Origin of the sequence: Oceaniglobus ichthyenteri, assembly GCF_003057885.1 — a bacterium.
Taxonomy (GTDB): Bacteria; Pseudomonadota; Alphaproteobacteria; order Rhodobacterales; family Rhodobacteraceae; genus Oceaniglobus; species Oceaniglobus ichthyenteri.
On sequence record NZ_QAGK01000001.1, the window covers coordinates 385,006 to 408,573 of the forward strand.

At 58.0% G+C, this 23,568-nt stretch carries 24 protein-coding genes; 2 read left to right on the plus strand and 22 right to left on the minus strand.

What is annotated here, in order from left to right; all coding sequences use genetic code 11:
- Window positions 1-3: 3 nt before the first annotated feature.
- From C8265_RS01770 to C8265_RS19280, 4 genes are all read right to left on the minus strand, one after another.
- Window positions 4-639 (minus strand): DUF1523 family protein, encoded by a 636-nt coding sequence (locus C8265_RS01770; protein WP_164512235.1) that lies wholly within the window; start codon window positions 637-639, stop codon window positions 4-6.
- Window positions 640-1,352: 713 nt separating this feature from the next.
- A complete protein-coding gene (locus C8265_RS01775) occupies window positions 1,353-1,856 on the minus strand; it encodes a type II toxin-antitoxin system VapC family toxin (RefSeq protein ID WP_108482243.1) in 504 nt (167 codons plus the stop codon).
- 5 nt (window positions 1,857-1,861) lie between these two features.
- Window positions 1,862-4,348, minus strand: a complete 2,487-nt coding sequence (locus C8265_RS01780; protein WP_164512236.1) for an HsdM family class I SAM-dependent methyltransferase — start codon at window positions 4,346-4,348, stop codon at window positions 1,862-1,864.
- A gap of 8 nt (window positions 4,349-4,356) precedes the next feature.
- Window positions 4,357-4,827 carry a hypothetical protein gene (locus tag C8265_RS19280; RefSeq protein WP_164512237.1) on the minus strand — a complete coding sequence of 157 codons (471 nt, stop codon included), beginning with the start codon at window positions 4,825-4,827 and terminating at the stop codon, window positions 4,357-4,359.
- A gap of 913 nt (window positions 4,828-5,740) precedes the next feature.
- On the opposite strand from C8265_RS19280, the gene folE reads away from it, so the two are divergent.
- Entirely contained in the window at window positions 5,741-6,454 is a 714-nt protein-coding gene (gene folE, locus C8265_RS01790) for a GTP cyclohydrolase I (RefSeq protein ID WP_108482246.1), read from the plus strand.
- 70 nt (window positions 6,455-6,524) lie between these two features.
- Here the strand turns inward: folE and C8265_RS01795 are convergent, their stop codons facing one another.
- From C8265_RS01795 to C8265_RS01840, 10 genes are all read right to left on the minus strand, one after another.
- Window positions 6,525-6,887 (minus strand): hypothetical protein, encoded by a 363-nt coding sequence (locus C8265_RS01795; RefSeq protein ID WP_108482247.1) that lies wholly within the window; start codon window positions 6,885-6,887, stop codon window positions 6,525-6,527.
- Between the two features lie 28 nt (window positions 6,888-6,915).
- Window positions 6,916-7,623, minus strand: coding sequence for a peptidoglycan-binding protein (locus C8265_RS01800; RefSeq protein ID WP_108482248.1), 708 nt, complete (start codon window positions 7,621-7,623; stop codon window positions 6,916-6,918).
- 58 nt (window positions 7,624-7,681) lie between these two features.
- The gene (locus C8265_RS01805; protein WP_108482249.1) at window positions 7,682-8,311 is read right to left on the minus strand and encodes a hypothetical protein; all 630 of its coding nucleotides are present in this window, start codon (window positions 8,309-8,311) and stop codon (window positions 7,682-7,684) included.
- 366 nt (window positions 8,312-8,677) lie between these two features.
- A complete protein-coding gene (locus C8265_RS19285) occupies window positions 8,678-9,781 on the minus strand; it encodes a hypothetical protein (protein WP_126623127.1) in 1,104 nt (367 codons plus the stop codon).
- Between the two features lie 9 nt (window positions 9,782-9,790).
- Complete coding sequence (locus C8265_RS01815) at window positions 9,791-11,677, minus strand: hypothetical protein (RefSeq protein WP_108482251.1); 1,887 nt, start codon at window positions 11,675-11,677, stop codon at window positions 9,791-9,793.
- Between the two features lie 21 nt (window positions 11,678-11,698).
- Window positions 11,699-14,287, minus strand: a complete 2,589-nt coding sequence (locus tag C8265_RS01820) for a phage tail protein (protein WP_126623128.1) — start codon at window positions 14,285-14,287, stop codon at window positions 11,699-11,701.
- 2 nt (window positions 14,288-14,289) lie between these two features.
- Window positions 14,290-14,670 (minus strand): DUF6950 family protein, encoded by a 381-nt coding sequence (locus C8265_RS01825; protein ID WP_108482253.1) that lies wholly within the window; start codon window positions 14,668-14,670, stop codon window positions 14,290-14,292.
- Entirely contained in the window at window positions 14,657-15,340 is a 684-nt protein-coding gene (locus tag C8265_RS01830) for a hypothetical protein (protein WP_108482254.1), read from the minus strand. Before C8265_RS01830 ends, C8265_RS01825 begins: the two co-directional genes overlap by 14 nt.
- Window positions 15,337-16,041, minus strand: coding sequence for a hypothetical protein (locus tag C8265_RS01835; RefSeq protein ID WP_108482255.1), 705 nt, complete (start codon window positions 16,039-16,041; stop codon window positions 15,337-15,339). Before C8265_RS01835 ends, C8265_RS01830 begins: the two co-directional genes overlap by 4 nt.
- The gene (locus C8265_RS01840; RefSeq protein ID WP_108482256.1) at window positions 16,041-18,785 is read right to left on the minus strand and encodes a phage tail tape measure protein; all 2,745 of its coding nucleotides are present in this window, start codon (window positions 18,783-18,785) and stop codon (window positions 16,041-16,043) included. Before C8265_RS01840 ends, C8265_RS01835 begins: the two co-directional genes overlap by 1 nt.
- 68 nt (window positions 18,786-18,853) lie before the next feature.
- Between C8265_RS01840 and C8265_RS01845 the strand changes: the two genes are divergently transcribed.
- Window positions 18,854-19,339: a hypothetical protein gene (locus C8265_RS01845; protein ID WP_108482257.1), complete on the plus strand. Its 486-nt coding sequence runs from the start codon at window positions 18,854-18,856 to the stop codon at window positions 19,337-19,339.
- Between the two features lie 25 nt (window positions 19,340-19,364).
- Here the strand turns inward: C8265_RS01845 and C8265_RS01850 are convergent, their stop codons facing one another.
- The 8 genes from C8265_RS01850 to C8265_RS01880 are packed head-to-tail and all read right to left on the minus strand — an operon-like array spanning window position 19,365 to window position 23,498.
- On the minus strand, window positions 19,365-19,616 hold the full coding sequence (locus C8265_RS01850) for a phage tail assembly chaperone (protein ID WP_108482258.1): 252 nt from the start codon (window positions 19,614-19,616) through the stop codon (window positions 19,365-19,367).
- Window positions 19,617-19,657: 41 nt separating this feature from the next.
- Window positions 19,658-20,143 carry a hypothetical protein gene (locus C8265_RS01855; RefSeq protein ID WP_126623129.1) on the minus strand — a complete coding sequence of 162 codons (486 nt, stop codon included), beginning with the start codon at window positions 20,141-20,143 and terminating at the stop codon, window positions 19,658-19,660.
- Complete coding sequence (locus tag C8265_RS19375; protein WP_164512238.1) at window positions 20,127-20,291, minus strand: hypothetical protein; 165 nt, start codon at window positions 20,289-20,291, stop codon at window positions 20,127-20,129. Before C8265_RS19375 ends, C8265_RS01855 begins: the two co-directional genes overlap by 17 nt.
- The gene (locus C8265_RS01860) at window positions 20,291-21,229 is read right to left on the minus strand and encodes a phage tail tube protein (RefSeq protein WP_108482260.1); all 939 of its coding nucleotides are present in this window, start codon (window positions 21,227-21,229) and stop codon (window positions 20,291-20,293) included. Before C8265_RS01860 ends, C8265_RS19375 begins: the two co-directional genes overlap by 1 nt.
- A gap of 11 nt (window positions 21,230-21,240) precedes the next feature.
- Window positions 21,241-21,696, minus strand: coding sequence for a hypothetical protein (locus C8265_RS01865; protein ID WP_108482261.1), 456 nt, complete (start codon window positions 21,694-21,696; stop codon window positions 21,241-21,243).
- A complete protein-coding gene (locus C8265_RS01870) occupies window positions 21,693-22,109 on the minus strand; it encodes a hypothetical protein (RefSeq protein ID WP_108482262.1) in 417 nt (138 codons plus the stop codon). Before C8265_RS01870 ends, C8265_RS01865 begins: the two co-directional genes overlap by 4 nt.
- Window positions 22,109-22,471, minus strand: a complete 363-nt coding sequence (locus tag C8265_RS01875; protein ID WP_108482263.1) for a hypothetical protein — start codon at window positions 22,469-22,471, stop codon at window positions 22,109-22,111. The genes C8265_RS01870 and C8265_RS01875 overlap by 1 nt, the downstream gene beginning before the upstream one ends.
- 1 nt (window position 22,472) lies before the next feature.
- The gene (locus C8265_RS01880) at window positions 22,473-23,498 is read right to left on the minus strand and encodes a phage minor head protein (RefSeq protein WP_108482264.1); all 1,026 of its coding nucleotides are present in this window, start codon (window positions 23,496-23,498) and stop codon (window positions 22,473-22,475) included.
- Window positions 23,499-23,568: the final 70 nt, after the last annotated feature.

The window sequence follows — 23,568 nt, forward strand, 5'->3', positions numbered from 1 at the left end:
TAATCAGTCTTTCTTATCGTCGCCAGAATTCAAGAAATCGTTAAGATCGGCCTGATTTTTCTGTTCTGCCTCACGGGTGCGTTGTGCCGTGCGCGCCGCCAATGCGTCACGCTGCGAACGCTCGGCCTCGCGGGCGCGGCGGGTTTCGGCGCGGGCTGTCGCGGCACGGCGCACACGGCGAAACCCCATAAACCCAAGGATCGCCAGACCCAACAAGACCACTGTGTTGAAGATTGGAATATGACGGTAACCTTCTTCGACCGGCCACGCCTTTACCGCATTGGGAAACGTTGAAAACAGGGTCAGCCGCCAGCCGTAATGGCGCAGTGCGACCAGCTGTTTTTCGGCCGCAAGTGATTGAATTTGCGCCTGAAGGTTGGCCGAATCGAATTTTCCGTAAAGAAAATTATCCTCGTTGCGATAGACGCGCGGCCGCCCTTCGGGTGTTTCCATCTGAAGCTGATAGACATCGCGCGTGCGCTGCTGGCCGGTCTCGCTGTCGGTGATGTCAACGCGTTTGACCTCAACCCCGACGGCGCGCACAACATCGACCTGCGGCAGAGCATAGGAAAGCCCGATCGCAATGATCAGCACAGGTATCGCGATCAGGAATGTTTTCAGGGTAATAAATCTTGACATGAATGCTCCTAACATTTCGTGCGCGGCGCGGTTTTATCGACAGGCGGATCAGAGCGGCCAATCTATCCGCGGATATGCCGTGGTCACAACATAAGACCGCACCTTTAACTTTTAAGTCGCAGGGTCAACGGTTTTTGCCAATTGTGCCGGTCCGGATGCCGGATGGCACAATAAACATCATCAAGATACTGGGTAAATGGTGGGTCGTGAGAGGCTCGAACTCCCGACATCTTCGGTGTAAACGAAGTCAGAAACCGCTTTGGGCTTTGTTATCATTGTGTTTTTTGTTCCCACTAACTTGGTATATTTCGGCCATTCCGCTCGTGAACAAAAGGGGAATTTGGGAACGGTTTCTCCGCGATCTACGGCCTCATAGGCGCACCGGCGTAGGGTAGAAGATACGGGGCTCCGCAATTCCAGTCAGGCACACTTTACCCCGTTCCCGGGCCATTACCTTGCTCACGGTCGATTCGGCACTGCCTATGCAGTATGTCCAGGACTGCCAAAGAGACAGTGTGGCCAACTCGGCACCAGATGTGCAAGTGTTGTTCGCGGATGGCGGTGAACTGGGTTTCCATGTGATAATGACGACACCACATCTAAAAACATTTACCGCTACTTCCGGCCCTTACCGTACGGTCATGGGGCGATAATGCTGCAAAGTAGCATTCCTCCAAAGCGGCCGATCGTCGACCTGATGCCGCACGGTTGCACTAGACAATCAGCAGTCTAACTTCGTCATCGGCGTCGGGAATGCGTTTCATGCGCGCGTCGGCGGTCACGAAAACGAGGTCTCGCTCCTTTACTTGTGCGCACATCCATAGATCGTTCTCGTCAATGCCGAGCTTTTTGCCTGTGGCCTTGTCTACCCATTCCTCAATATACTTCGGACGATCCTTTCGCAGAACCTTGGCGAGATACTTTTGCGCGATCCGAGCTTTCAAATCGGCATAGGCAGCCGCGGTGTGGTGAGTGAGATCTAGGACGGCGTAGGTCCGCGCTTCTGCGAGAATGGCCTCAAGTGCGGGAAGATTTCCCTTACCGATAACTGCCGCGAGACGTGTTCCGAACGCGAGTTCGGCTAGCGCGACCGTCGAAACGAAGCGTGGCGCTCCGGCTGGCAAGGCGTTCAATGATTGGCTTTTTTCGGCATGGAGCGGATGCGTCGAATCAAGATAAATCGACAAAACGGTCGTATCGAAGAGATAAGCATCCATCCCAGTCAAGCCACATACTTGCGTAGCATCTTAATCTCTTCATCGGGAAGTGCACGAAAGACCTTGCTGACCCAATCGCCGCTTGCACGGAACCGGCCAGAAATCCGCTCGGCAAGCGTCAATCCCGGCACCGGAAACAAGTCGTCCCAATGCTTCCATTGATGAGGAATTGGGCGTTCGGCACCACGGAAAAAGTTCAGCAACTGCCGCTCCTGCCGCATGGGCAGATCGTACCCACGCAGCACGGCGGCATCAATCGCCGCGAGCAGACGCGCAAGATCCGCACTGCTTTCTGCAAAGAGACGACCCTTAGTGAGGATACTCAAATATTCGTGGACAAGCTCGGGCAATTCCTTCGGAATATAGCTCGGCATCGGAGCCAGCGCGACCACATTTGAACGAAAGCGATCCCTTGGTGAATGAACTGCAAGATAGGCATTGACGATCGGGCCGTTCATAACGGCGCTAAAAGCAAGCAGGTGTTCCGGCGTCATGTCGGTGAGCGGCCAAAGTCCGAAGAACTGCTGCGAATAGAGGTGCGATTCCAGATCAGCGATCGCGCCTACGCGCCAAGGACCTCGGCTTAGCCGTGTCGCATTCATTATTAGCTTCGGCTTCGACCAATCCTGATCATAGCCCTCACGCAGATTCTCTAGATCAAAGTCGAGCCAAGTAGCTTTAACACCTACAAATTGTTGGAAGCGTCGGGCATTCAGATACCCCCGGCGATATCCTTCCTTCTCGACATCGCTTGCGGCGAGATCCTGTTCGTAATTCCAGCGAAGCCCCCATCTTGGTTTGAAGACCGTTCCGAGCTGCGGAGCTTTTGCAAGATAGGTCCACAAATCGTGCAGCGGGGGAATCCAAAGCTCCCCCTTCGGCTGGCCGACTTCCCGAGTGGTCTCGCGTTGAACGGTCGTGCGACCGGTTTTCAGGAACTCCGCCCGATCTTGGTCGGAAACTTCCGTTGACCGGATTGTAACATGCGTCGATCCTTCGGCTCGCAGATCGCGCGCGATCAGTGCGGCGGACTCGATGCTCGATGCCCCAAAAATCCGGTCCGGCAGTTCAACTACCTCGACGAAGCCGTAAAGATCCTCGATGCGGCGACGCTGTTCCGAGAACTGCTTCTCCAGTATGAAGGACCGCGGCAATACGAACCCGATGGCGAGCGGCTGCGCATCAATCACCGCGCTGAGCACTGCGATCGCCTTCGTAGGCTTCCGGCTCGCTTCTGGATAACGTTCCTTTTCTTCTTGGGTGAACGCCTCGAAAGGAGGGTTGCAGACGATCACATTCTTGCCGATTAGCGCCCTTTCTAACGCACCGTCGACGAGTAGATCCGCTTCACGGATGTGCCAGCCATTGTGGTTGGGATAGTCAGCAAGGATCAACGAAAGCGTTGCCACCTCGCAGGCGAAAGGATCAATCTCATCACCCGCGATGTGCTCGATCAGAAAGTTGTGACGCTCTTGATCCGACCACCCCACTGGAAGCAAGTCGCGCAAGTGTCTGAGTGCTGATACTAGAAAGACGCCTGCACCTGCGCATGGCTCGTAGATCTGGAGATCGATCGGATTATAGCGGTGCAACTCTAGTCGTTGAACGATATATTCAGCCACTTGGCGCGGCGTGCTGTGCGTCCCGAACAGCTTGCGGGCCTCCGGCGTCACCAGCGTATTCTCATACACAAACGCAAGATCGTCCGAGGAGATATTGGAAAAGTTTATTCCAGCGCAAAGATGTGCCCATGCCGCACTAAACATTCGCGCCAGTACCGGGTTAGTGCGCCCATCGATTTGTGATAGGCTATAATAACGCTCGATAGCTGTCAAAACCGAGAACAGATTGTCGGCATTCCACTCCGCCGAGAACGGGTGGCGGCGATCCTGTAGAACCTTAGCGGCCAACAGGCGGAATACCACCCTGAACATGGTTCTCGCATCGAGCCGACCCCCACCAGGTCCCTTGCGGGCCAGATCGAGCGTCTCGACAAGCAGGCGGTCAAGCTTTAGATGGATTTCCCCTTCAATCGCCGGCAGAAGTCCTAGGTCGACGAAGTCAAGCTGATGGCCGGCAGCGGGGCCCCCAACCGCCTTTGCACGGTGGATCGCGTCAGGGTGCCAGTCCGCCTGATTGCGTTCGAATAGTTCGGTGAGCTGGCCGACCGTGATCTTCTCGAGCGCTCGCGGCGGTCTTTCACTGCGAACCTGCCACACCGTGACATCATCGCGGTCGATGACGAACAGCAGCGGTGCGCCGAGCGCACGGTACGATTGAACGAGGTCGATGGAGGAACGCCCATCGCTTTCAACCACTCCAAAGGCAGCTGAGCGATATGAAGGGGGCGTGCGAGTGAACGCAACTAAGGGGACGGTACGCGTATCGTTGCCTTCGGCAAGCACATCGGCGAACGCATAGTCGCGCACCACGGCTTCTGCGCGATATCCTGCGCGATGAGCCTCTATGGCGATCTGATTGAGGGCGGTCATGACCGGCCTCATTGCGCGGTACCCGCGCTCGCGATGGGGGTGGGTGGGAAGAGCAAAGATGGCTGTTCCACATGATCAATTGCCGCAATCAGCTGTTCGCGCAGGTGCACAACAATCGCTCGCAGAGGAATGATAATCAGCGGTTGATCGCTGTGCGCTTCCGCCAGTTCTGCCGCGAAGCGCACGCCCGCCTCCTGCAAATTGATGACGACATTCGTACGCTCGAGCACCGGCCACGACGATAGGTTGCACAGTTCAAACAGAGCTGTCGCGATTGGTGCCAACGCACCAACGCGAACGGAAAGATCAGTGGCAAGCGTGCGAATGACGGACGCGGCAACCACGTCACCGGAGCTGAAACAGGGGCTGTGTCCGCGGCCGCGATCAAACGGGACAAGAGCCTTTTTCCAGTGGCGATGTGTCTCAGGTGCGATCGAAACAGCACTCCTCAACTGACCAGGAGTATATAGAACGGTCATTTTTGCGCCATAAATTATTGCTGACCACAAGATGCCTTTTTTATCGACGGTGGGCAAGCCCCATCAGAGCATGACACCAGCGGGCTGCGCTGTCACTTCGTCCTCTTCGTTTCGACCTTGCTGATTTGCACGGGGTCTGCTGTCTTCCACGACATCAAAGCGAGAGTTGATACCTGACAGTTCGCTGGAATTTACAAGAGGGACTGTTAGCGTGGCGCTACTGCATTTGCCGTCCTGCCCCACCCGTCATTCTCTTGACCGATATGGTAGGCTTCTCACGACAGCTTACGCCAAAGGCAGTTCTTTCATTGTTGCTGCGTCTGCCATGCCGCAGCGCCGTCAGGCTGCTGTCCGCCCAATTCATTCCGCAGTAATGCTGTTGCAGGTTACTTCGGCTTACCAATCTTCACAAACACGGTGGCAGCGCACCGCTCACCCCTTCGATCAATAACGCCAGATCGCGCCACTGCCATTACGACGCCAGCAGATACCAACCCCCCAAGATAGCGCGCGACATCATGACACCCCGCAACCGCAACCGAATCGCAAACAGCCCGCTATCTCAAAGCGCGAATTGCGACCTCGGGATACTCTGCCGCTGCGACCGTTACGCGATGCTGGACATTGATGACCTGATCAAACGATTTGGACCTGACGCGGATCTGCTAGATGTACTGGACCGCGCCAGGTGCGACCAGTGCGGGACCAAGGGCCAATACGACATCAGAATCATCCCGAAAAGCAACGCATCACCTAAGCCGTGAACGCCTCACCTTCCGGGCAAATGTATTGGTTGTTCTCAGCGCCCCACTCAAAATCTGTCCGGCGCCCGGCCTAGATTGGTACTCGACTGGCCAATTATTGCGGGATCTGACAGAGGTCGGTCTTCCATCAATATGACGAAAGATCAGCCATGCCGGTCGACTCCTCTAACGTAACAGACAATGACGGACCAGACGCGCCAGTTTCGGATCGCATCCGTGCGCGCCTGACTGAGGCTGGGATACCCTTCAACGCCAATGACAATATCGCCGCTTTCTTACACAAAGGCGACCTGGATGCGCTACGCGATGAAGTGGCCAAGCACATGCAAGACGTGTTGAGCGCATTGGTAATCGACACCACCCGCGATCACAACACAACCGACACAGCGCGCCGGGTGGCAAAGATGTTCGTCGACGAAATATTCGCCGGTCGTTACCGCGCTGCGCCAGATGTGACCGCTTTTCCCAATGTGTCGCGCTTGAATGAGCTGATGATCATCGGGCCTATCACTGTGCGAAGCACCTGCTCTCATCATCTGTGCCCAATCATGGGGCGCGTCTGGGTGGGGATTATGCCGAATGCCGAATCCGAACTCATCGGATTGTCGAAATACACGCGTCTCTGCGACTGGATTATGAGCCGCCCACAAATCCAAGAGGAAGCTGTCGTGATGCTAGCCGACGAACTGGAGGCTCGCATCCATCCTGACGGGCTGGCCGTAGTGATGGAAGCGGATCACCTCTGCATGCACTGGCGCGGGGTGAAGGACAACCAGTCGATGATGACCAATTCGGTCATGCGCGGTTGCTTTCTATCAAATTCAGATCTGCGGCGCGAATTCCTGAGCTTGATGAAACGCTGAATGCAATGTGGCAAACACTATACGAGGTGTGTTTCTGAGAGCCACGCACCCGGCCGATGTCAGCCGCGGGTCACTTCGATTCGCCAATCTTGGCAAACGCCTCGGCAGCGTATCGCTCAATCAGCCGATCAATCACGCCATCGCCGGGGGTCAGCGCCTTGAGCGCATCTGGCACACTTTCGCGCAAATGCTGCACGACATGGGCGCGCAATGTTCCAAAGGCCTCGTTTGGACCGTGCCTCATGGCGCTTTCGACGCCTGAGATGATCGCCTCATGCAACGCTTCGCGGTGACGCGCCTCGATCTGGATGCCGGTCGCCAGCGTAAATGCCGCAGACGCGCGGTTGACGATGATGGTCAGCGCAAGGCCGATCAGGGCGATGATGGCGGTCTGCACTTGTTCGCTGGCCAAGAGGCCGGTGATGATATCCATTTTTTGTCCTCATTTCAGGTTTAAAAAGTTAAAGGCGGGCCGCTTGCACATGCATCCAGTCGAAGTCTCTAGCGCGGCCCAGGCTGACCCAGCCCTCTGCCTCCCACGCCCGCCAGAACGGCACAGCGTCGGGGCGCGACAGGCGCGCTTGGGGCTTGGTCCAGCGCAGTTGGTTGCGCTCAGGGTCAAAGTCGATTGCGATGCCCCAGGAATGCATCGAATACCGCGTGCCGCCGCGCATCCGGCGCACGTTCAGCGACCCGCCAAACAGATCGAGGCCAAGGTCGGAAATCTCGACCGCGGAATATGTACGCGCGATCTTCTGCAATGCCCGCTCGGCACTGGCCGCCACACGTTCGTGCAGCGTGATCCGGCTGATCCGCACGTTTTTATCCCACGCCAGGCGCATGGCCCACGGCACATGAACGCGCGTTTGTCGCTCGCCCACCTTGCCAAAAAAACCCTGCACATCGCCCTGTCGCGGCCATACCGGTGCAGGTTGATCCAATTCAGGCACGTCCTGATTGCGCTCGGGAATCGGCGTCACTGTGGCTGTCGAGCTGAGCCGCAGCGATGTAACGGTTTCCGGTGTCGCGGTGCCGGTCACGATCAATCCGCGCGCGCGCTGGAATGCGCGCAGCGCCGCTGTGGTGATCGGCCCCACAATGCCATCGATCTGGCCGCACGGGTATCCGTGGGCGGTCAGCCGCGATTGCAGCCATCTGGAAAATGTCATGCTGTCTCCAATGCAAAAGACCCCGCAAACGGGGCAAATGTGAGGGTTTCGGGGGCGGTTATCGTGGCCGGATCGGAAACGGGATGCGCGGCGATTGAAACACTAACGGCTCGTCGCCATCGGCCATGCCGGGGCAACCGATATATGCCGCCTCAAAGTAAAAATCCGCTGTCGGCTCAAGACCCACCGGCGTTAAAATGATGATGTCGATGGTGGTCCAACTGACGCCGATGTTGCGCGCCTCACCCGGCTCAATGCGCTGTGCCGGTGCGGATAGATCAGACCTGGGATTGATGAATCCCCATTGGGTGGACCCCGGCACAATGCGGCACCGGATACCCTCGGGACGCCTGCGCACCTTGAGCTGCACCGCGCATGGTTGCCGCTCAATGCAGTATTCATCGATCGGGCGGGTGTTGGTGCGCGACACCTCGAACACCTGTGACGGTCGGCGCAGGGACTCGATATCATCCCGCACATCGGCCACCTGCCCCAACAGGTTTTCAACCCGCACCACCAGTTGGTGTAGCGAATCCGGGGTGTTCCAGATCGCCATCGCCCGCTCTTTGACCGGATCGAATACCATGATAACGGCCCCGCCGATGGCTGCGACAACCAGCCAATCGACGGATTTAGAAATAAACCGCTCCCAAATCATCTGGCGCAGCGGTCGTTGATCGTCTGACATAAATTCGCCCCCCTGACGATCTGGACAATTACGCGGCATACACCGGGTAGAGATGCAGCGAGTGGACAATACCCTCGTTGACGATCACATCAGGCCAGCCCACCGTCATGTTGCATTGCCGTAAACAGCGATATCGCGCCCCAACCGCGTCAGAACCGGCTCGGGAAACACTGTTGCGCAAACCAGCACAGGTTCCCCTTTACCCAATCCATCATTGCAGAATCACCCCGCAGGCGGTCTCTGTCGTTTCAGCCATGCCGAAAATCCTTATTCGTCGGTGTGGTTAGCTGCGCGATTTAGGGTGTCCGCCCTGTCGCGCAGCGCGTGTGTGGTGCCAATCGCAGAGAAAGGCGCAGCACGGGAAAATCAGACCCACTGGTTGGCAATTATTAGCAATTCATCGTCAGTCAGCATGCGCTGATAAATAACAACATGGGTGATGATCGAGCAGCACCTGTTAGGCGCGCTTGCATAGGCGCTAGCCCCGCCGATAAGAATCGCTGTGGGTGCCCCAAACACTGCACCGTTTCCTGTCGATTTGCTGATTTGCCCAAAGGAAGCCACAGTGAAATTATCGCCGAAGCCGTCGAAGCCGATGGCGTGAACCATACTGTCACGCCAGTTGCCAGTTACTGACGCAGTGTCTGTCGAACCATTCCATGCCGCTCCGTCAGCATAAACCGCCCCGTTGTCGGTACCGGATGATCCCGTGGTGCGCGATGATGTCACCGCCACGCCGCCTAGTGGGCTAGATGTTTGCACCGCAACTGGCGTGAAATTCCTTGTGTCAGCGTCTGCACCCCTGAGTGCCACACTCCGAACCACGACAGTCCCAACACCAGAGGCCAGAAGGTCTTTGAACGGGGCGTGAAGGCTTGCCGACTCAATCGCCACTGTTGCCGAGTACCCCATAAAAGGTGATGCACAGCGCCCGCCACTAGCGAGTTCCACTTGCAAATCAGTTGCGCCGCTAACGCTTAAGGTTGCCGTGATTGTCGATGTTGGCGACCGTGAGTATGCCTTAACTGTGCGTCCATCCACAATCCGCGTGGATTCCAATGTCAGGTTGGCATGGCTTAACTCTGCCGAGCCTCCTGTATATGAAAGTATCGTCCACTCCGTGGCCCCCGGAATAGACACGCCACCAGCGCCCCCGGAAGACAAGAGGTTTTGCCGAGCGTTCATCACTAACAGGCCCTCCGCATCAACAGATGACAGGTAATGCCGACGCGGGATATTTGCCGACGCGCTGCGCATTACTCCATCACGCAAAGCGTATGGCGCAACCGAACTTCGCGAAACAGAAACTGCGTTGGATAAGGAATAGTCTGCCCGATCACCCGACAAGACTGTGTAGTATTCATCGCGTGAAAAATCGAGCATAGCCACAAAGTCAGTCGGCCCAGACATTCCGTGCACGTTGCCCGTTGAATTAGATGCGGCATTGTTGGATTTCAAAACAAGTGTCATGTAGCTACCTCACAGAGCTGTTAAATCAACCCAATCGGTTGATCTAGAATGAAAATCAAGAGCCATCCCAGGTTCGGATGGATATGCATAGGTATTCCAGCAGACATGCAGCCGCATATTGTCACCGTCGAATTCCGGGACAAAACTGCCCTTGTAGACCGGATCGGAAGCGTCAGAGATCAACGCATCGCCTATCGTCCAATTTGTGCCGTCAGTAGAATAACCGAGGAAAAGGTTTGCGCGGTCATTCACGAGCATGACAAACGCCTCCCCCATCCACTTCACTTCGCAATGCCACGCTGCAATGCCATCAGTCGCATTTAGGTCTTGCGACCCTGCAACCGTCCAGGGTCCGTATTTAGTTGGGCCTGTGTAACTCCGAACTGTGTTCTCGGTCGGCAAGACCCACAAGCGCCATGTTTCGGCGATTGGGTCATATAGAATGGAGGGCGACAGCCAGCCGATGCCTGATTGGCTATGACTAACCTCATCCGTCCAATTCACCCCGTCCCATGTGCTGCGATAATGGAAGGTAATAGCCGCCGCCGCGCCAACCTGCCGCCAAACCGCGAACATCTCGCCCGTGTTCGGATCATAGCCAAGTGCAATGTCGCTGTTATAGCCGGTTTGATTGCCCGGCGGGTGGCCCAAAGGCATGGGGCAATCTGGCAAGAGGTCAAAAGTTTGTAGATCATTTGACCCGTAAATAATCGGGTTCTCCTCCCACGCGTTTGCGTTTTTGTGAGGCGTTTCCCCCATGATATAGCGGTATCCCATCAACGGCCTGCGCACTTCCAATAGATAAGGATGCACATTGCCGCCCGGCCCATATGGCGTTTCAAGCATCACGCCAGTTCCTTCCGTCACGCTGTAGGCGTCCACAATCCCGCTCGGTACTGGCGCGTTGTTCGGCACAAGAAGTGCGGGCGGTTCGATAAACGGCAGGCCCTCAGTACGGAGGCTGGCAATCATCGGCGCTACCGTTGAATGCAGCTTGTCGCGTGCGGTAGGGAATCGCCGCTCACGGGTCAGGGTTTGCCCCACAACGCCCTGAACAGGGCCAGCCAAGCCCGGTAGGTAGACGGCCCCTCGCGCATCTTGCCGCATCGTTACATTACCGTCCGCGTCCTCGATGCTCAGAACATCTTGGGCCACGCTCCCCGCCCCTTCGTAAACCCGCTCCTTCGTTTCGCTGATCGCCTGCTGCACAGACTGGTCATCCATGTGCGGTAGATACTGGTGGCCGTCATTGGCCGTGCGCCGCCAAGCATTCCCGACGATGTCAACACCCACCTCCAAATCATCGTTTGCCATGATCGTCTTGGCCGGGACCGATGACAAACCATCCTCCACGTCAGCAACCTGCACCGCCAGCGCGCTCTGATCCCTCGTTGCCACCCAAACAATCGGATCAGTGCCCAGCGTGACAACCTCAGAGCCGGTGTAGAAGGTCTTGCCCGCGCCCACCGTGCCGCCTGTGACGTAAACCATCGCACCTTGCACCTCTCCCGCCGCGTCCATGTCGCTGCGCCGCGTCCATGCGCCCGCCGCTGTGGTGTAAACGCCGTTCTGCGCCGGATTAGCCTGTGCCCGCACGATCACATCGCTTGTGCTGGTTAGTGTGCCGTCGATTGTTTGCTCCCCCGACAACGTGACATTGGCCGTTGTGGCCAAATCAGCGGCGGCGCGCGGGATAGTGCCCGATATGGCAACGGACTCAAGTGACGTCGTGCGCGTGTCTAAATCCTGTCCCTCGATGGTAGTGACGCGATCCGCGACCGCCGCCGTATCGGCAATCATTTCTTCGGCCAATATCTGCGCGTCGGCAGGTTTTGGTTGATAATTTGCGTCAGCGGGCACACCGCGAAACACCTCTTGAGGAGTTTTTGTTACCATGTCTGGCCTCTTACTGTTGTTTTACGTGATGATTGCGGTGTCAGGCCCACTGGCGGTGCCAGCGACATTCGAGCCGTTCAGCGGCACGGCCCAGAAATAATAGGTGCCAGCAGCTAGCCCGGTGTTGGTCGCACTGTTGGCGATATTGGCCGCTGCAATAACCGTTTCGATCAAGGCCGCATCGCCAAACGTCGTCGTGGTGCCGCGATAAATCTGCACTTTGAATTGGTTGGCGTCGTTGGCGGTCGTGAACGTCACAATGCTTTCGCCGACGCCATCCGCCGCATTAAATGCAACAAGGTCGGCGGGTGCGGTTGGGTTGGCTGTAGCGGTAATCGTGACGCTTTCCGGCGTATCGCGTTCGTTGGACCATGGCGTTGCCCGGCCACCGGCGGTGACTGTCTGCCAGGACACAACGTATTCTGTGCCATCATCCACGAGGGCCGAGTAGGCGATCAGCTCGTCCATGTCGGTGATAAAATATTCTGGCGCATCAGCCCCCGCGCGGTATCTGAAACGATAGCTGCGATCCACACGGGTTGGTTCGTCAAACGTCACCTCAAGCCGGACACCCGCGCCGCCGGATGCCGCAACCGACACTGCCGAAACATCCACGTTTTGCGCAACCTCCAAGCTGCCGTCTATGTCGAGCGCCGGGGCAATCGGTGGCGGCGCGCCTTCTTCGCCCAGTCCCAAATCCCACCGATCCGACTGCAAAGGCACAACCGCAAAAGCCGCGCCCCGCCCATCTGGCGCAATCTCAACTGACGTTCCAAGTTCAAATTCACCGACGAAATCCGATGAATAATCGACATTCACCCCGCGTTCGCCGCGCACCAGAATCCCTTTGACGCCAACGGAAAACGCAGCGCGCCTGGTTGCCCCCACGCGCTGGCCGATTGCCTTCGCCAGCCGCACCGCCTGGTTGTGGTTCTGGCACCCCAAAATATCCACGGTCTGATAATTCGGCTCTGTGGTACCATCATAATACGCCGCATTGCGCCATGGCGCGGACGGTTGTTTTGTGTACCCATGATCGGCAGATATGTAATTGACGATCACGCCATCGAGCGCGGTTTCGCCATCATCGAGTATCTGCGTTTCCGCCGAAAGGATATCGCGGGCCTCGGTGAATGTCAGCGTCGGGGACTCATATTTTCCAACGCGCGGCCATGCCCGCCCCTGATCGTCATAGACAGAAAACCCGTCACAGGTCAGCAGTATGTCCGCCTCGGCTTCATGGCGCGGGGTGTTGTCTGCTATCGCAAAGCCACCGCGATAGCGCGGCACCGGTGTTCCTGTGCGGTCCAACACCGTCTCGTCGCAAACATCGGCCTGCGCCCCAACCTGCGCCCAGTTGATTTCTGACAACGGTTTCTTGCGGCCATAGGGCGCGGTGCGAAACCAACCCCAAATCAACGCCGAGTTACCGCCGCTGCTTTTCCATGTGGCCCGGTCATTGATATCCTGCGTCACGTCGCGCGGATCATAGACGCGCGTGAAATCGCCGTACATGGCCACCGATGGCTCGCCCAAAGCAAACGCCCCGCGCCAACGATAGGCCCTGCCGTAGTGCTCAGGCGGGATGGCTTTGCAGCGCACCACCGAATAGACCAAACCGGCAAGGAAAAAATCGGTCGGCAGTTCTGGGAATGCGTCGGTGAAATCGGTCGGTTTGGTGCCGTATACCTGTGATGGCGTCGGGCTGACCGTATAAATTCTGAGGTAGGGTACACGCCCGCCGGTGCCTGTGAATTGGTTATATTTTTCGGTCAGGCAAAAATCATCGGTGATCACATCACCAACCGCAATTTGGCTCTGCCCCGCACTCCACACCATCGGGTCAGTGCCGACAACGCCGGATGGTTCCAGAACGCTGAAATACCGGGGGATACGCACGTCATTCCAACCCGGCAGACTGGCAGTGCCACGATCCACCACAAACAGCTTGATATCATCACCGCTTGCCATGCTGGGATGACGCGACCACGCACCGGACGATGTAACCCACAACCCGTTTTCAATCGGGTCAGTCTGCGCCACCAACAGCACTTTATTGCCGACCGTAAAGTAACCGTCCTTGTATTCATACTCACCGGACAGCGGCACGTTTTCCGCAATTATGGCGTCGGCGGTCAGATCAACGGTTGGCTCGGTGGCCAATTCCACCCGGATGTTATCCAGCAGGTAAATCGGATCATTAAGCAATTCACCATCGCCGTGCGCGACGATGTACCAGAAATTGCCATCAGCATCGTATTCCCCAAACGTGCCAACATGCCCCCCGACAGCAACCGGGCCGCACAACTGATAACGCGGGCTGTCGATGATACGCGGATTCGCGCGGGCCTGCTCAATGTCCGGCGTTTTGGGCTTGTTTAGCAAAGCCATGCCAAAGCTCAGGCCGACATTCAATAGCAGCGAGCCAAGGGTGCCGGTGAAGAACGATCCGATTGACAGACCAGCAGCAAACGCCCCACCGATCCCGGCCCCGGCCACGGCACCGGTCGTGAACCCCGTGGCAATCCCGGCGAAAAACGAAATCACCGGCCCCGCCTCGGCAGGCACCGGCATAATCAGGGCAGTGCAAAGCAAAAGGGCCGCGCGCATTTTCATATTTCCCACGCTCCGATTACTTTGGCTGGCATTTCGATCATACCGCGCCCTTCGGCCATAAACGCAACGCGCCGCCCCAGATCCACACCAGCCACCAGAATGCCTTGCACATCGCACATCACAGGCCGCATAGGCGCACGGTCAGCGCGATCAAAGCCCGCCTGCTCCATCGCATAGGCAAACACCCCGAAGGCCCCGCCATAGGCGTCACAGATCGCCTGCGCCCCATCTGCATCGTGGTAAGTGCCGCGCCATTGTGCGCCGGGGTCAATGCCGGTTGCTGTCTGGACGTATGACCAAACCGACATCATGCAGTCTGACGCGCCCCAGACGAACCGACCCCGCGCCCAAAGCGCGCGCAGATCATCCGCCGACAAGATATGTCCTCTGCGCATTACCGGCGATAAAATCCGCACCGCTGTCTGACACCACACCAAGTTGCCGCGACCGCTCGCGCAAACTGGTCGCGGTCATTGTCCCGCGCGGCGCAAGGCTGCGGCCCGCCTCACCTGTGCGGGCCAGAACCCGCGCTGAATATACACGCTGTTCCGCACCCGGCGCCCCCTCTCTGCTTTCCGAAAACGTGACGCCGCGCATGGTCAGGCGATATGCAAACCGGATCGGCAGGCCCGCGCGCAAACCTTCACCGGGCCTCACTAGCACATGGTAGCAGGTCAGCGACCGGCCCTTGGCCTTGTCCTGATCGGCCCGGATCGCGTCGAACGTGGCCCGGTCCAGATAGGGTATGGTAAACTCATATCGTGGGCTGGCCCCGTCGCGTTCATCGCCCACCGCAGCCGGTTGGTGCATGTTGTTGCCCCGCCCGTCAAATGTGCCGAGCCATTCGTTGGCGGCAATCGTGCCGTTCGGCGTCACCACAGGATCACCAACGCCAGTTGATGTGACCAACACGCCCTGCCCATCCCAAAGGCGCACAGGCACTCCGTCAAAATCGTAAAAGTAGCAGTTGACCAGGCGCAGATTGATGTCGTGGGTGTCAGTGGCATCGCCGATCTGATCCAGCAGGTAATCGGTGAAATCACTCACAGCAGCGCCTCTACGAATTGTGCAGAACCAAACTGCATGTGCCGCCCGCTGGCGAAATTGCCCGCAACCTCGCGCGCATTGATGCACGTCACCATAACAGCGGGGCGGTAAAGCAGCCGGTCATCGGTGGTTAAGCCCCGCCGCAATGGCGGTGACACAGTGACCGTTGCCACGTCCGCGCCGTCATATTCAATGTCCATAATGGTGTGCGCAAAGTCATAGCCGCCGCTCTGAAACCCGATTACATGCCCAATTTTCAAGACCGGGCCGATATCGCTTAAATCCGCCGTGAACATTTCCGCCCCCCGGCCAGCCGGGTTGGTGATCGGCGAGCTTGGCGACCACGCCCAATTCTCGCCATTCGCCCAAGGCTCGTCGTTGGCCCATGGGATGCCGTTCTCAACATCCGCGCCAGTGATTGCACTGGCCGCGACAAGCTGCACAGTTTTGTAAAGGCGCACCCGCATGATGGCGCTGTTTAAAATACGGCTGACAGTCCAGCTTGCGTTGAGATTTGCGGCCTCGGCGGCGAAAGGCGCAAAGTTCATCATCACCTCGTAGCGACCGCCGACCTCTGGCGTTGCGGTGGCAAAGCCGCCAACAGTCATGCCGCCCGGCGTTGACGTGCCGCCAGCGCGAAACACCTGATCAATCGGCGCGCAGTCATAACGCCAGTCATAGATTTTCGGGACATAGACCATCAGGCAATCCCCCCGAACCGGGAATACTCAGTCTGATAATTGGCAAGGTTCTTCTGAACCGTTTTCACCGACTGCCCGACGATTTGCGGGGCCGCTGACCTGATCGCCGCTGCAATCTGATCGGCCACGCCCTCCTGTGCGCCACGGGCATCAATGTTGATCACGGCCCCCGATTGCGCAGCACGGGCGCGGCGGGCAGTGTCTTGGCGCGATGTGACGACCGAACCGTTTGGCGTTGACTGCACAAGCTCCGGGCCATTCTCCCCAACCAAACCATATTGACCGTTGGGGATTGTGCCGCCACCGTCGAACATGCCTGCGAAACTCTTGAAAATAAGTGTGCCGAGGCTGTCGCTTGAACTGCCGCCTGTGACCGATTCCAGCAGCTTTGCCTTGGCATAGGCCAATATCAGTTCCTTGATCACGTCTTGCAGGATATCGCGCCAATCCCCGGTCCCGGCAATCAACCGATCAATGGCCGACCCGCCAATGCTGGCGAACTCATCCCAGATGTCCGATGTATTTTGCGCCGCCGCCGATGCTTCCTCGAACCGCTCGCGCGCCAGGTCGTATGCGCGCCCTGCCTCGCCAGCGCCGATGTAACCGGCCTCAAGTGCGTCGTTGATTGTCTCCTGCGCCTTTTCATAGTCCTGTGTGGCGCGGACAAGCGGATCAAGGGACGCAATCAGGCTGTCATAGGCTGTTTGCAGTTGGTTGGCGCTGCTTGCGGCTGATCCGCCACCGCCGCCACCACCGCCGCCTGAAAATGACGGAATGTCAGGCAAGTTATTTTCGATGTACTTTCGTGTTTTTCCGAAAGACCCGAAACCCAAGACGGCGCTCCCGACAGAGGGATCCCCAACGCTGGGCATCCCGAACGACAAGCCACCGGCAGTGGCGGCAGTGGGGTCTTTCAAGCCTGCCGTTCGGTTCAGGGCCGCATTGAGTGCCGCCGCGTTCCCGGCAGCAACGCCCAACATCCCGGCCAGTGAAGCCGCTTGGCCCGACAGGCCAGAGATATCGATTGACGCAATCACCGTGCGCAGTGTGCTGGCGTTGTCCGCCGCGTCACCCATCCCATTGCCCAGCCTGATAGTCGCCCCGCTCGCCTCTGCAATCAGTGCTTCGAGCTGTTCAACCCGTGAACGCGCGGCGGCATATTCAGGCGAAAGATCGGCGGCGTCGCCAATCAGTTGCTTCTGGATATCGACGGCCCGTTGCAAGCCCTCAACCAGCCTTCTGAACCTATCCGCATCGCCCGCGCCCTCCTTATCGGCGCCGTATTTATCCCTCATTTCATAGTATTTCTGGATTTCTTCGTTCAGAAACGCCTGTGTTTCCACCTGCTTTCGGTAAGCATCCGATGCCTCGATTGCCGCGATGTTTTCCTGTCTGATCGCATCAGCTGCTTCCAAATGCGCCCTTGCCTGGGTCAGCTTTACCCCAGCAACATCAATCGACATGGTGCGGCCGTCAGAAAGTACTGCCATCAGCGCGGCGGATTGCTCAACCTCTTTGGATATCGCGCCAGCCGCCGCCTCAGAGGATGTTCTAATCTGATCGGTTGCCCTTGCGAACAGGGACAGCCGCCCAACGTAATCGATGAGGCTCCCGATGGCCTGAACTGTTTGACTGATTATTCGGGTAACGTCCGTCAGCCCCTGAATTGCGGCCCGCAAAACGGCAGTTAACCCAGCCTCACCCATTGCCAAGATCAAACCCTCAAGGGCAGATTTCAGCGAGTTAATATCGCCGCCCAGGTTGTCGCGCATTGTGTCGGCCATGCGCGTAGCTTCGCCCTCGACATTGGACAGCTCGCCAGTCAATTCGCGCAGCCCGCCAACCTGCGAAGTCAGCGCCAAGATGGCAGGCCCGCCCCGATCACCGAAGATCGTAAGCGCCTGCGCCGCATCAATCCCGGCGTCCGAAAGCTGCTCCACGATTTCGACAATGCTTGTGGTCGCGGGGTTCAGCGCGTCCAGTTCAAGGCCCAGATCGCGAATGACCGCCGCCGCCTGCGGCGTGGTGTTGGCCAGCGACGAAAGCACCCGGCGCAAACCAGTACCCGCCATGCCACCTTGGATACCGGCATCGGATAGAACGCCAATAGCCGCAGCCGCGTCATTCATCTCGATCCCGAGGGCAGATGCCACCGGGCCGACAAATTTCATGGCCTCGCCAAGCTGGCCGACATCAGTGTTCGCCCGCGATGATGCCGCCGCCAACACATCGGCCACGGCACCAGCGTTTTCGGCGCTGATCGCAAATGCTGACATGATGTTTGATGAAATGTCAGCAGCCTGCCCAAGGTCCAATTGCGCCGCCGTGGCAAGATTCAGAACGTCGGGAATCGCGGCCATGCTTTCGGCGGCGTTAAACCCGGCCATCGCCAAGAAATTCAAACCCGATGCCGCTTGTGTGGCGCTGTATTCCGTCGAACTGCCCAGATCCATTGCGACCGTGCGCATATCCTTCAGTTCGCTTGCAGTGGCGCGGGATACGGCACCCAACTGCGACATGCCAGTTTCGAACTGCGATATGCCACGGATCGCGGCTGACACCCCGGCAATGCTGGCAAAACCCGCCGCAACAGCCGCTAGGGATCGTGTCGCGGCACGGGCCATGCCGCCAAGGCCGGTTTCGACCTGCTGTGTGCGACCAAGCAGCCGATCAAGGGCGGATTCCCCACGGCGTCCACCGGCTTCCATGCCTCTTGGGTCGATAGCAAGGCGAAGTGTGGCCATATGGATAATCCTTGCGGGAACGGCTTCTGCCCCATAGCCTTGCGGCGATGAAACGAAGGAAGGTTAAGATGATGGGGTCAGGCTTAGTTTTGGCAGTCTGTGTTGCTACTTTTTTAGCCTCAAACGCTGCCGCTGGCATAAAAGACAAAGCGATGCTGAAATCGCCCTCTCAGTGGTCAGATGATGAGAAAAGAAGCTTTTCGGGAAGCAATGGGTTTTTCAACCTATGCATTATGCATCACAAAGGTAGATTTTACGCCGGTGAGGTAGAGCAGCCTTTTTCGGATGCAGATATCAAGGTTATCGAAAGTGAATTAAGGGTCCGAGGGCTGTCGGATTTTGACATCAGCATCTTAAAGGACAGGAAAGGAGGCCAGGTCTTTGTCGGGCAGTCGTTTGCGGGATTGGTTTGCAAGTTGCGCAGGGCGGTTAAGTTAAACAAGTCATTTATGGTTGGAGTAGGACACCAATGGCAGGCCATTCTGCCAAGAAATTTCGTCTATCTGAAAGGCGACGGGACTTCTGCCGGAATGTTCGTATACGGCTGGAACTGACAGCCCCCGCCGCTCCGACCGAATATTAACCCATCGCCGCCCGTTCGGCATTATCCATCGCCATGATCATCCGCACCAGCCTGCCCCGGTCAACCGGGCAAGTGATGCCCAGGTAGCTGTCGGCATACGCCATGATTTCGGAAAACGGTATCGGCCCAAGCCCCATGCCTTGCTGCCGTGACCCGCGCAAATGGTGGAATGCCTGCCAGTATAGCCAATTGCACGGCTCGACCTCGTTTTGCAGTTCCGCCGCGCCCTTTTCGCGCAAATACCGCAACTCTGCGCTTGAGTATTTCAGGCCCCAAGCGACGGCCTCGGTTAGTTTTTTACCGTTTCCTCATCGTCTTGGCTGATCATCTTGCCCGCGTCCAAAACCTTGCTTTCGAACTGCGTCAGAGCCTTGGCGATTTCTGGTATTGGCTGATCCGACAATTCAACAAAGGTCGCGCGGTCGCATGTGATCGGCACGGCCTTGCCATCGTCGTCCTCGGTCAGGATGTTTGACCGCCATTCAATCACGCATGAATCGTACAGCGTTTCGAACCTGCCCCTCCCGATGGCCTTGGCGTTGGCGTTGTCTGCGGCCACATACTCAGCATCATCGGTCACTTTGCGGGTCTTTCGATCCATGATCCGTGCGCGCAGCATCAGCGATTCCGCAGACGCGACATAGGCGCTGTTGATTGCGCCACCGGCGCGCGCGTCGATCTCGATAAAGCACTCGCCGCCGGGGCCAAGCCATTCCGGCAGAACGGCGCGAAACTGCACCATAGGCAATTCGCGTGACTTAAGCCTTAGCGCCATCTTTGCGGGCCTCCTTCTTCGATGTGGCAAGGCCCGGCTTGTCCGCCAGGTTCATTTCTTCGGCCTGTTCTTTGGTAATCGGGTCGCCCTTGCGAAAGGTGCGCAGCTTGCCGCCAACAGCACCCTCAAACGTGACTGCGGCTCGCATTACGCGACCGCCCGCGTAACAATCAAAGTTGCCTCAGCCGTCTTGTCGTATTGCGGCAGGATTTCGATCTTCTGCATCACGGTATTGCCTGACATGTCAATTTCGGTTGACCCAAAATGACATGCGGGGAAAACCAGCGTGTACTTTTCGCCGGTTATCGAGCCAAGCGGGACGGTCACCGAAAACGGCGAATGGGTGGCGCGGGCGGCGTTGTAGATCGCAAGGAAATTGCTTTCGACGTACATATTTGCCGTCAAAACCGGCAGGAAGTCACCGCGCGTGATGCCGCACAAATCGTCACTGCTGATTTTAGGCTGGATTTCGCGCTTTTCGAACGCAAAGTTGATGTCGAGCGACTCCATGCAGTCGAGCGTGAAAGTGTTGAACGCAATCGTGCCAACGTCCTGCCCGGATGAAAGCGGATCGGACCGCGCCGGGTCCGCATAGGTCGCACCGGCAATGGCCGTTGTGGTGGCCGGATCAGACCCACGGCCCAACAGCGTCAGGTTCAGGTTGGCCTGTTCGCGCGCTTTCAGGGTTAAGGTGCCGCTGGTCGCTTCAACACCGCGAAAGCGCAACATCGTCGCCGTGCCGCCATTTCCGGCCGGAATCGTATTTTCAACCGTCAGGGATTTTGTGGCCGAGCCGTTTTTAAGCACGTCAGCCGACCAAGCGCCCTGTAGAAGGCTCTCAAGCCAATCATCCAGAACGCCGTAGACCAAAGGCCCCTCAAGTGTCCCGGTAACGTCGATGCCAAGGATGCCATGCCCTGACCGCTGCCCCTTAGCCGTCAGTGACGTCCCCGACACGACAAGCGGCTTTGCCACCATCATTGCCCCGTCGTGCATAGTGGTGAAGCCGGGCGTGGCGGGGGTGGTGCCTGGGGTGGCCTCTTTGATAAACGCAGATTTGATCTGTGACGTGCTCGTGCCTGCCATTGCAGTGCCTCCTATCGGTGTGAATAGCGCACGTATGGCGCAATGACGTTGGTTTGATGGAACGGTGGCGAAGCGAAATCCGCCGCGATGTATGGGTGCCGGTTATCGCCAAGTTGCGGCGGGCTGAACCGGATGAATGTGTCAGTGCCGGTGGTTATTAGCGCGCCTGCACTGGTGATGGATTTCTCGAAGAACAGGCCGGTGATGGTTTCGGCGTAGCCCCGCCATGCCGCCGAGCCTTCACCGCCTGCGGTGTAGATTGTCGCTGTCAGCGTGCCGATGTGGTCGATGCGGTTGGCAATGCGGCCAATGCTGCCCTGAATTGCAGCCCCTGATTTTATAGTCAGGCGGATGCTGTTGATGGATGGCGTGAACTCATGCCCGTCCATGCCGACAGGAACGGTTGTATCGGTCCATGCCGTTGTGAAATAGGTCTCTATTGCCTTGCGTTCGTTTTGCAACGTCATACCCGGCTCCCTAAATTGCTCGCGATGGCTTCCAGTTCTGCCACTGTGATCGCCAAGACCCCGGCAGGTGCTTGCCCGGACCAGCCGTTTTCGAGCCTCAAGGAATACGGCAAGCTGTTTTGAAGGTAGATAATCGGTAAACCATCAACGCCTGCATATGACGCCAGCGCCGCGGCGTTCATCCCGGCGAATTCAGATAGCGACATTGTGGTGGCGTCGGATGGCTCGCCGATGCTGATCAGCCAATTCGCGCGGAATGTCCCAAGATCAACCGGCGATTTCTCCTGAACCTTCGCCAGCCCCTCGGTTGCCAGATAGATCACGGCCTTCTGGACGTTGCCCATGATCGCCGCCCATTCGCGGTCGATCTGGATTTGGAATTCTTTCGTCGCCTGCCCCGGTGCCAGCGCCATCAGCGGGCGACCACGTAATAAATCGCCCCGGCGGCAACGATATCCTGTGCGCGCAAGATGGTGCGCGTCCGACCCGCATAGGTGATCGTGTGATTCTCTTTCGGGACCGTGGTGAAACCTTCCATCAGCACCAGCACATCGGCAGGGCCAGCAACATAGCCCTCGAACACGTCCGCAACGGGCTTTTCGCTGTCCTCAACCGCGCGCCCGGTATCGCTCTTGGCCGTGGTGGTGTAGCTGCCCGTGTCGGGGTCATAAGCGCCCTTCTCCGTCCAGTTCATCGTCGCCGGGTGGATCACGCCAGCGATCTTGCCCGCCACGCCGTCGAAGGCCTTGGCAGCGATTTCAGCGACTGTGACCATTTCAGAACTCCGGTTTCTTGGTGCGATACACGGCAACACAGCGGCACTGTATCAAATCATCTGGCCCCGCACCGTGTGCGGTATCCCCTGGATGCGCCAGCCGCCCGCCCGTGGGGCTCTCAAACAGTTCACCGAAGGCAATAATCGTCCCGTTCAATTCGCGGTGCGCGTCCCGTGTCCGACTGTCGGATGTGGCCAGCCATTTGACCGTCATGCCCTCGGCAAGCCCAGTATCAACCAACGTGCCAAAACCCTCGTGCTGGCCTGTGCGCAGCGCATTGAGTGTTTCCGTGCGCGCTATCGTCTCGCCCCGGTTGCGCAACAACCGCGCCTTGTGCAGTTCGGATATCCTGTCAGCCTGCGCCGGTGTCAGCGCCCGCCCCTCAGCAATCGCCTTGCGCACCATGCTGTCAAACCGCCGGTCTGTGGTTTTGTATCGCGGGTCAGCGCCCTTGAAGTATCGCGCGATTTCGTCAGGGTCCGTCAGCATCGCCCGCACCTTGCGCGCCTGCTCTGCCCGTGGCGCGTCCAGCCCGATAAATCCACCGCGACGAACTGCGCCGCCTTGTGTTGTCCTACCCACCAGATCGAGCGCCTGCTTGCGTGGTGGCACACCGTTGGCAATGCCCAGGCCGATCACCTGTCGCGCCATTTCGGTGGCTTCTTCCGCCAGTATTTCGGCCAGCTTGCCGGTGACTTGCTCAACCGCTCTGACTGCCCGTGGGTTGCCGCCGAAACCAAACTGCCCCCGGATCGTGAGGGGCAGGGTTGCCGCCACCGTCTGCCCGCCAGCAATAACCGCCCCCCGCAAGCTTTCGGTCAGGGGAAACAATGCCTGTTGGTTCATCCGCAGCAATTGCACCGCGCGTTCAATGTCGCGCCGTTCCAGCGCCTCAATCAGAGCGGCCAGATCAACAGCCTGCCGCTGCGCCTGTACGGCCTCAAGAAACGCCTTGGCCACCTGCGGTTCAAACTGACGCAGCAGCGCGTCTAACCGCCGCTCCTGTGCCGTCTTGCGTCTTGCCATGGGTCAGCCCCGCTGTGTGCGCCCCCACGCATAAGCGAAGAGGATAGCGGCATCACGCGCCGCATAGATA

What these genes read in the sequence shown, in the direction of transcription:
- C8265_RS01770 (WP_164512235.1), bottom strand. Translation starts at nt 639, where the DNA reads ATGTCAAGATTTATTACCCTGAAAACATTCCTGATCGCGATACCTGTG.
- C8265_RS01775 (WP_108482243.1), bottom strand. Translation starts at nt 1,856, where the DNA reads ATGGATGCTTATCTCTTCGATACGACCGTTTTGTCGATTTATCTTGAT.
- C8265_RS01780 (WP_164512236.1), bottom strand. Translation starts at nt 4,348, where the DNA reads ATGACCGCCCTCAATCAGATCGCCATAGAGGCTCATCGCGCAGGATAT.
- C8265_RS19280 (WP_164512237.1), bottom strand. Translation starts at nt 4,827, where the DNA reads ATGACCGTTCTATATACTCCTGGTCAGTTGAGGAGTGCTGTTTCGATC.
- folE (WP_108482246.1), top strand. Translation starts at nt 5,741, where the DNA reads ATGCCGGTCGACTCCTCTAACGTAACAGACAATGACGGACCAGACGCG.
- C8265_RS01795 (WP_108482247.1), bottom strand. Translation starts at nt 6,887, where the DNA reads ATGGATATCATCACCGGCCTCTTGGCCAGCGAACAAGTGCAGACCGCC.
- C8265_RS01800 (WP_108482248.1), bottom strand. Translation starts at nt 7,623, where the DNA reads ATGACATTTTCCAGATGGCTGCAATCGCGGCTGACCGCCCACGGATAC.
- C8265_RS01805 (WP_108482249.1), bottom strand. Translation starts at nt 8,311, where the DNA reads ATGTCAGACGATCAACGACCGCTGCGCCAGATGATTTGGGAGCGGTTT.
- C8265_RS19285 (WP_126623127.1), bottom strand. Translation starts at nt 9,781, where the DNA reads ATGACACTTGTTTTGAAATCCAACAATGCCGCATCTAATTCAACGGGC.
- C8265_RS01815 (WP_108482251.1), bottom strand. Translation starts at nt 11,677, where the DNA reads ATGGTAACAAAAACTCCTCAAGAGGTGTTTCGCGGTGTGCCCGCTGAC.
- C8265_RS01820 (WP_126623128.1), bottom strand. Translation starts at nt 14,287, where the DNA reads ATGCGCGCGGCCCTTTTGCTTTGCACTGCCCTGATTATGCCGGTGCCT.
- C8265_RS01835 (WP_108482255.1), bottom strand. Translation starts at nt 16,041, where the DNA reads ATGGTCTATGTCCCGAAAATCTATGACTGGCGTTATGACTGCGCGCCG.
- C8265_RS01840 (WP_108482256.1), bottom strand. Translation starts at nt 18,785, where the DNA reads ATGGCCACACTTCGCCTTGCTATCGACCCAAGAGGCATGGAAGCCGGT.
- C8265_RS01845 (WP_108482257.1), top strand. Translation starts at nt 18,854, where the DNA reads ATGATGGGGTCAGGCTTAGTTTTGGCAGTCTGTGTTGCTACTTTTTTA.
- C8265_RS01855 (WP_126623129.1), bottom strand. Translation starts at nt 20,143, where the DNA reads ATGGCGCTAAGGCTTAAGTCACGCGAATTGCCTATGGTGCAGTTTCGC.
- C8265_RS19375 (WP_164512238.1), bottom strand. Translation starts at nt 20,291, where the DNA reads ATGCGAGCCGCAGTCACGTTTGAGGGTGCTGTTGGCGGCAAGCTGCGC.
- C8265_RS01860 (WP_108482260.1), bottom strand. Translation starts at nt 21,229, where the DNA reads ATGGCAGGCACGAGCACGTCACAGATCAAATCTGCGTTTATCAAAGAG.
- C8265_RS01865 (WP_108482261.1), bottom strand. Translation starts at nt 21,696, where the DNA reads ATGACGTTGCAAAACGAACGCAAGGCAATAGAGACCTATTTCACAACG.
- C8265_RS01870 (WP_108482262.1), bottom strand. Translation starts at nt 22,109, where the DNA reads ATGGCGCTGGCACCGGGGCAGGCGACGAAAGAATTCCAAATCCAGATC.
- C8265_RS01875 (WP_108482263.1), bottom strand. Translation starts at nt 22,471, where the DNA reads ATGGTCACAGTCGCTGAAATCGCTGCCAAGGCCTTCGACGGCGTGGCG.
- C8265_RS01880 (WP_108482264.1), bottom strand. Translation starts at nt 23,498, where the DNA reads ATGGCAAGACGCAAGACGGCACAGGAGCGGCGGTTAGACGCGCTGCTG.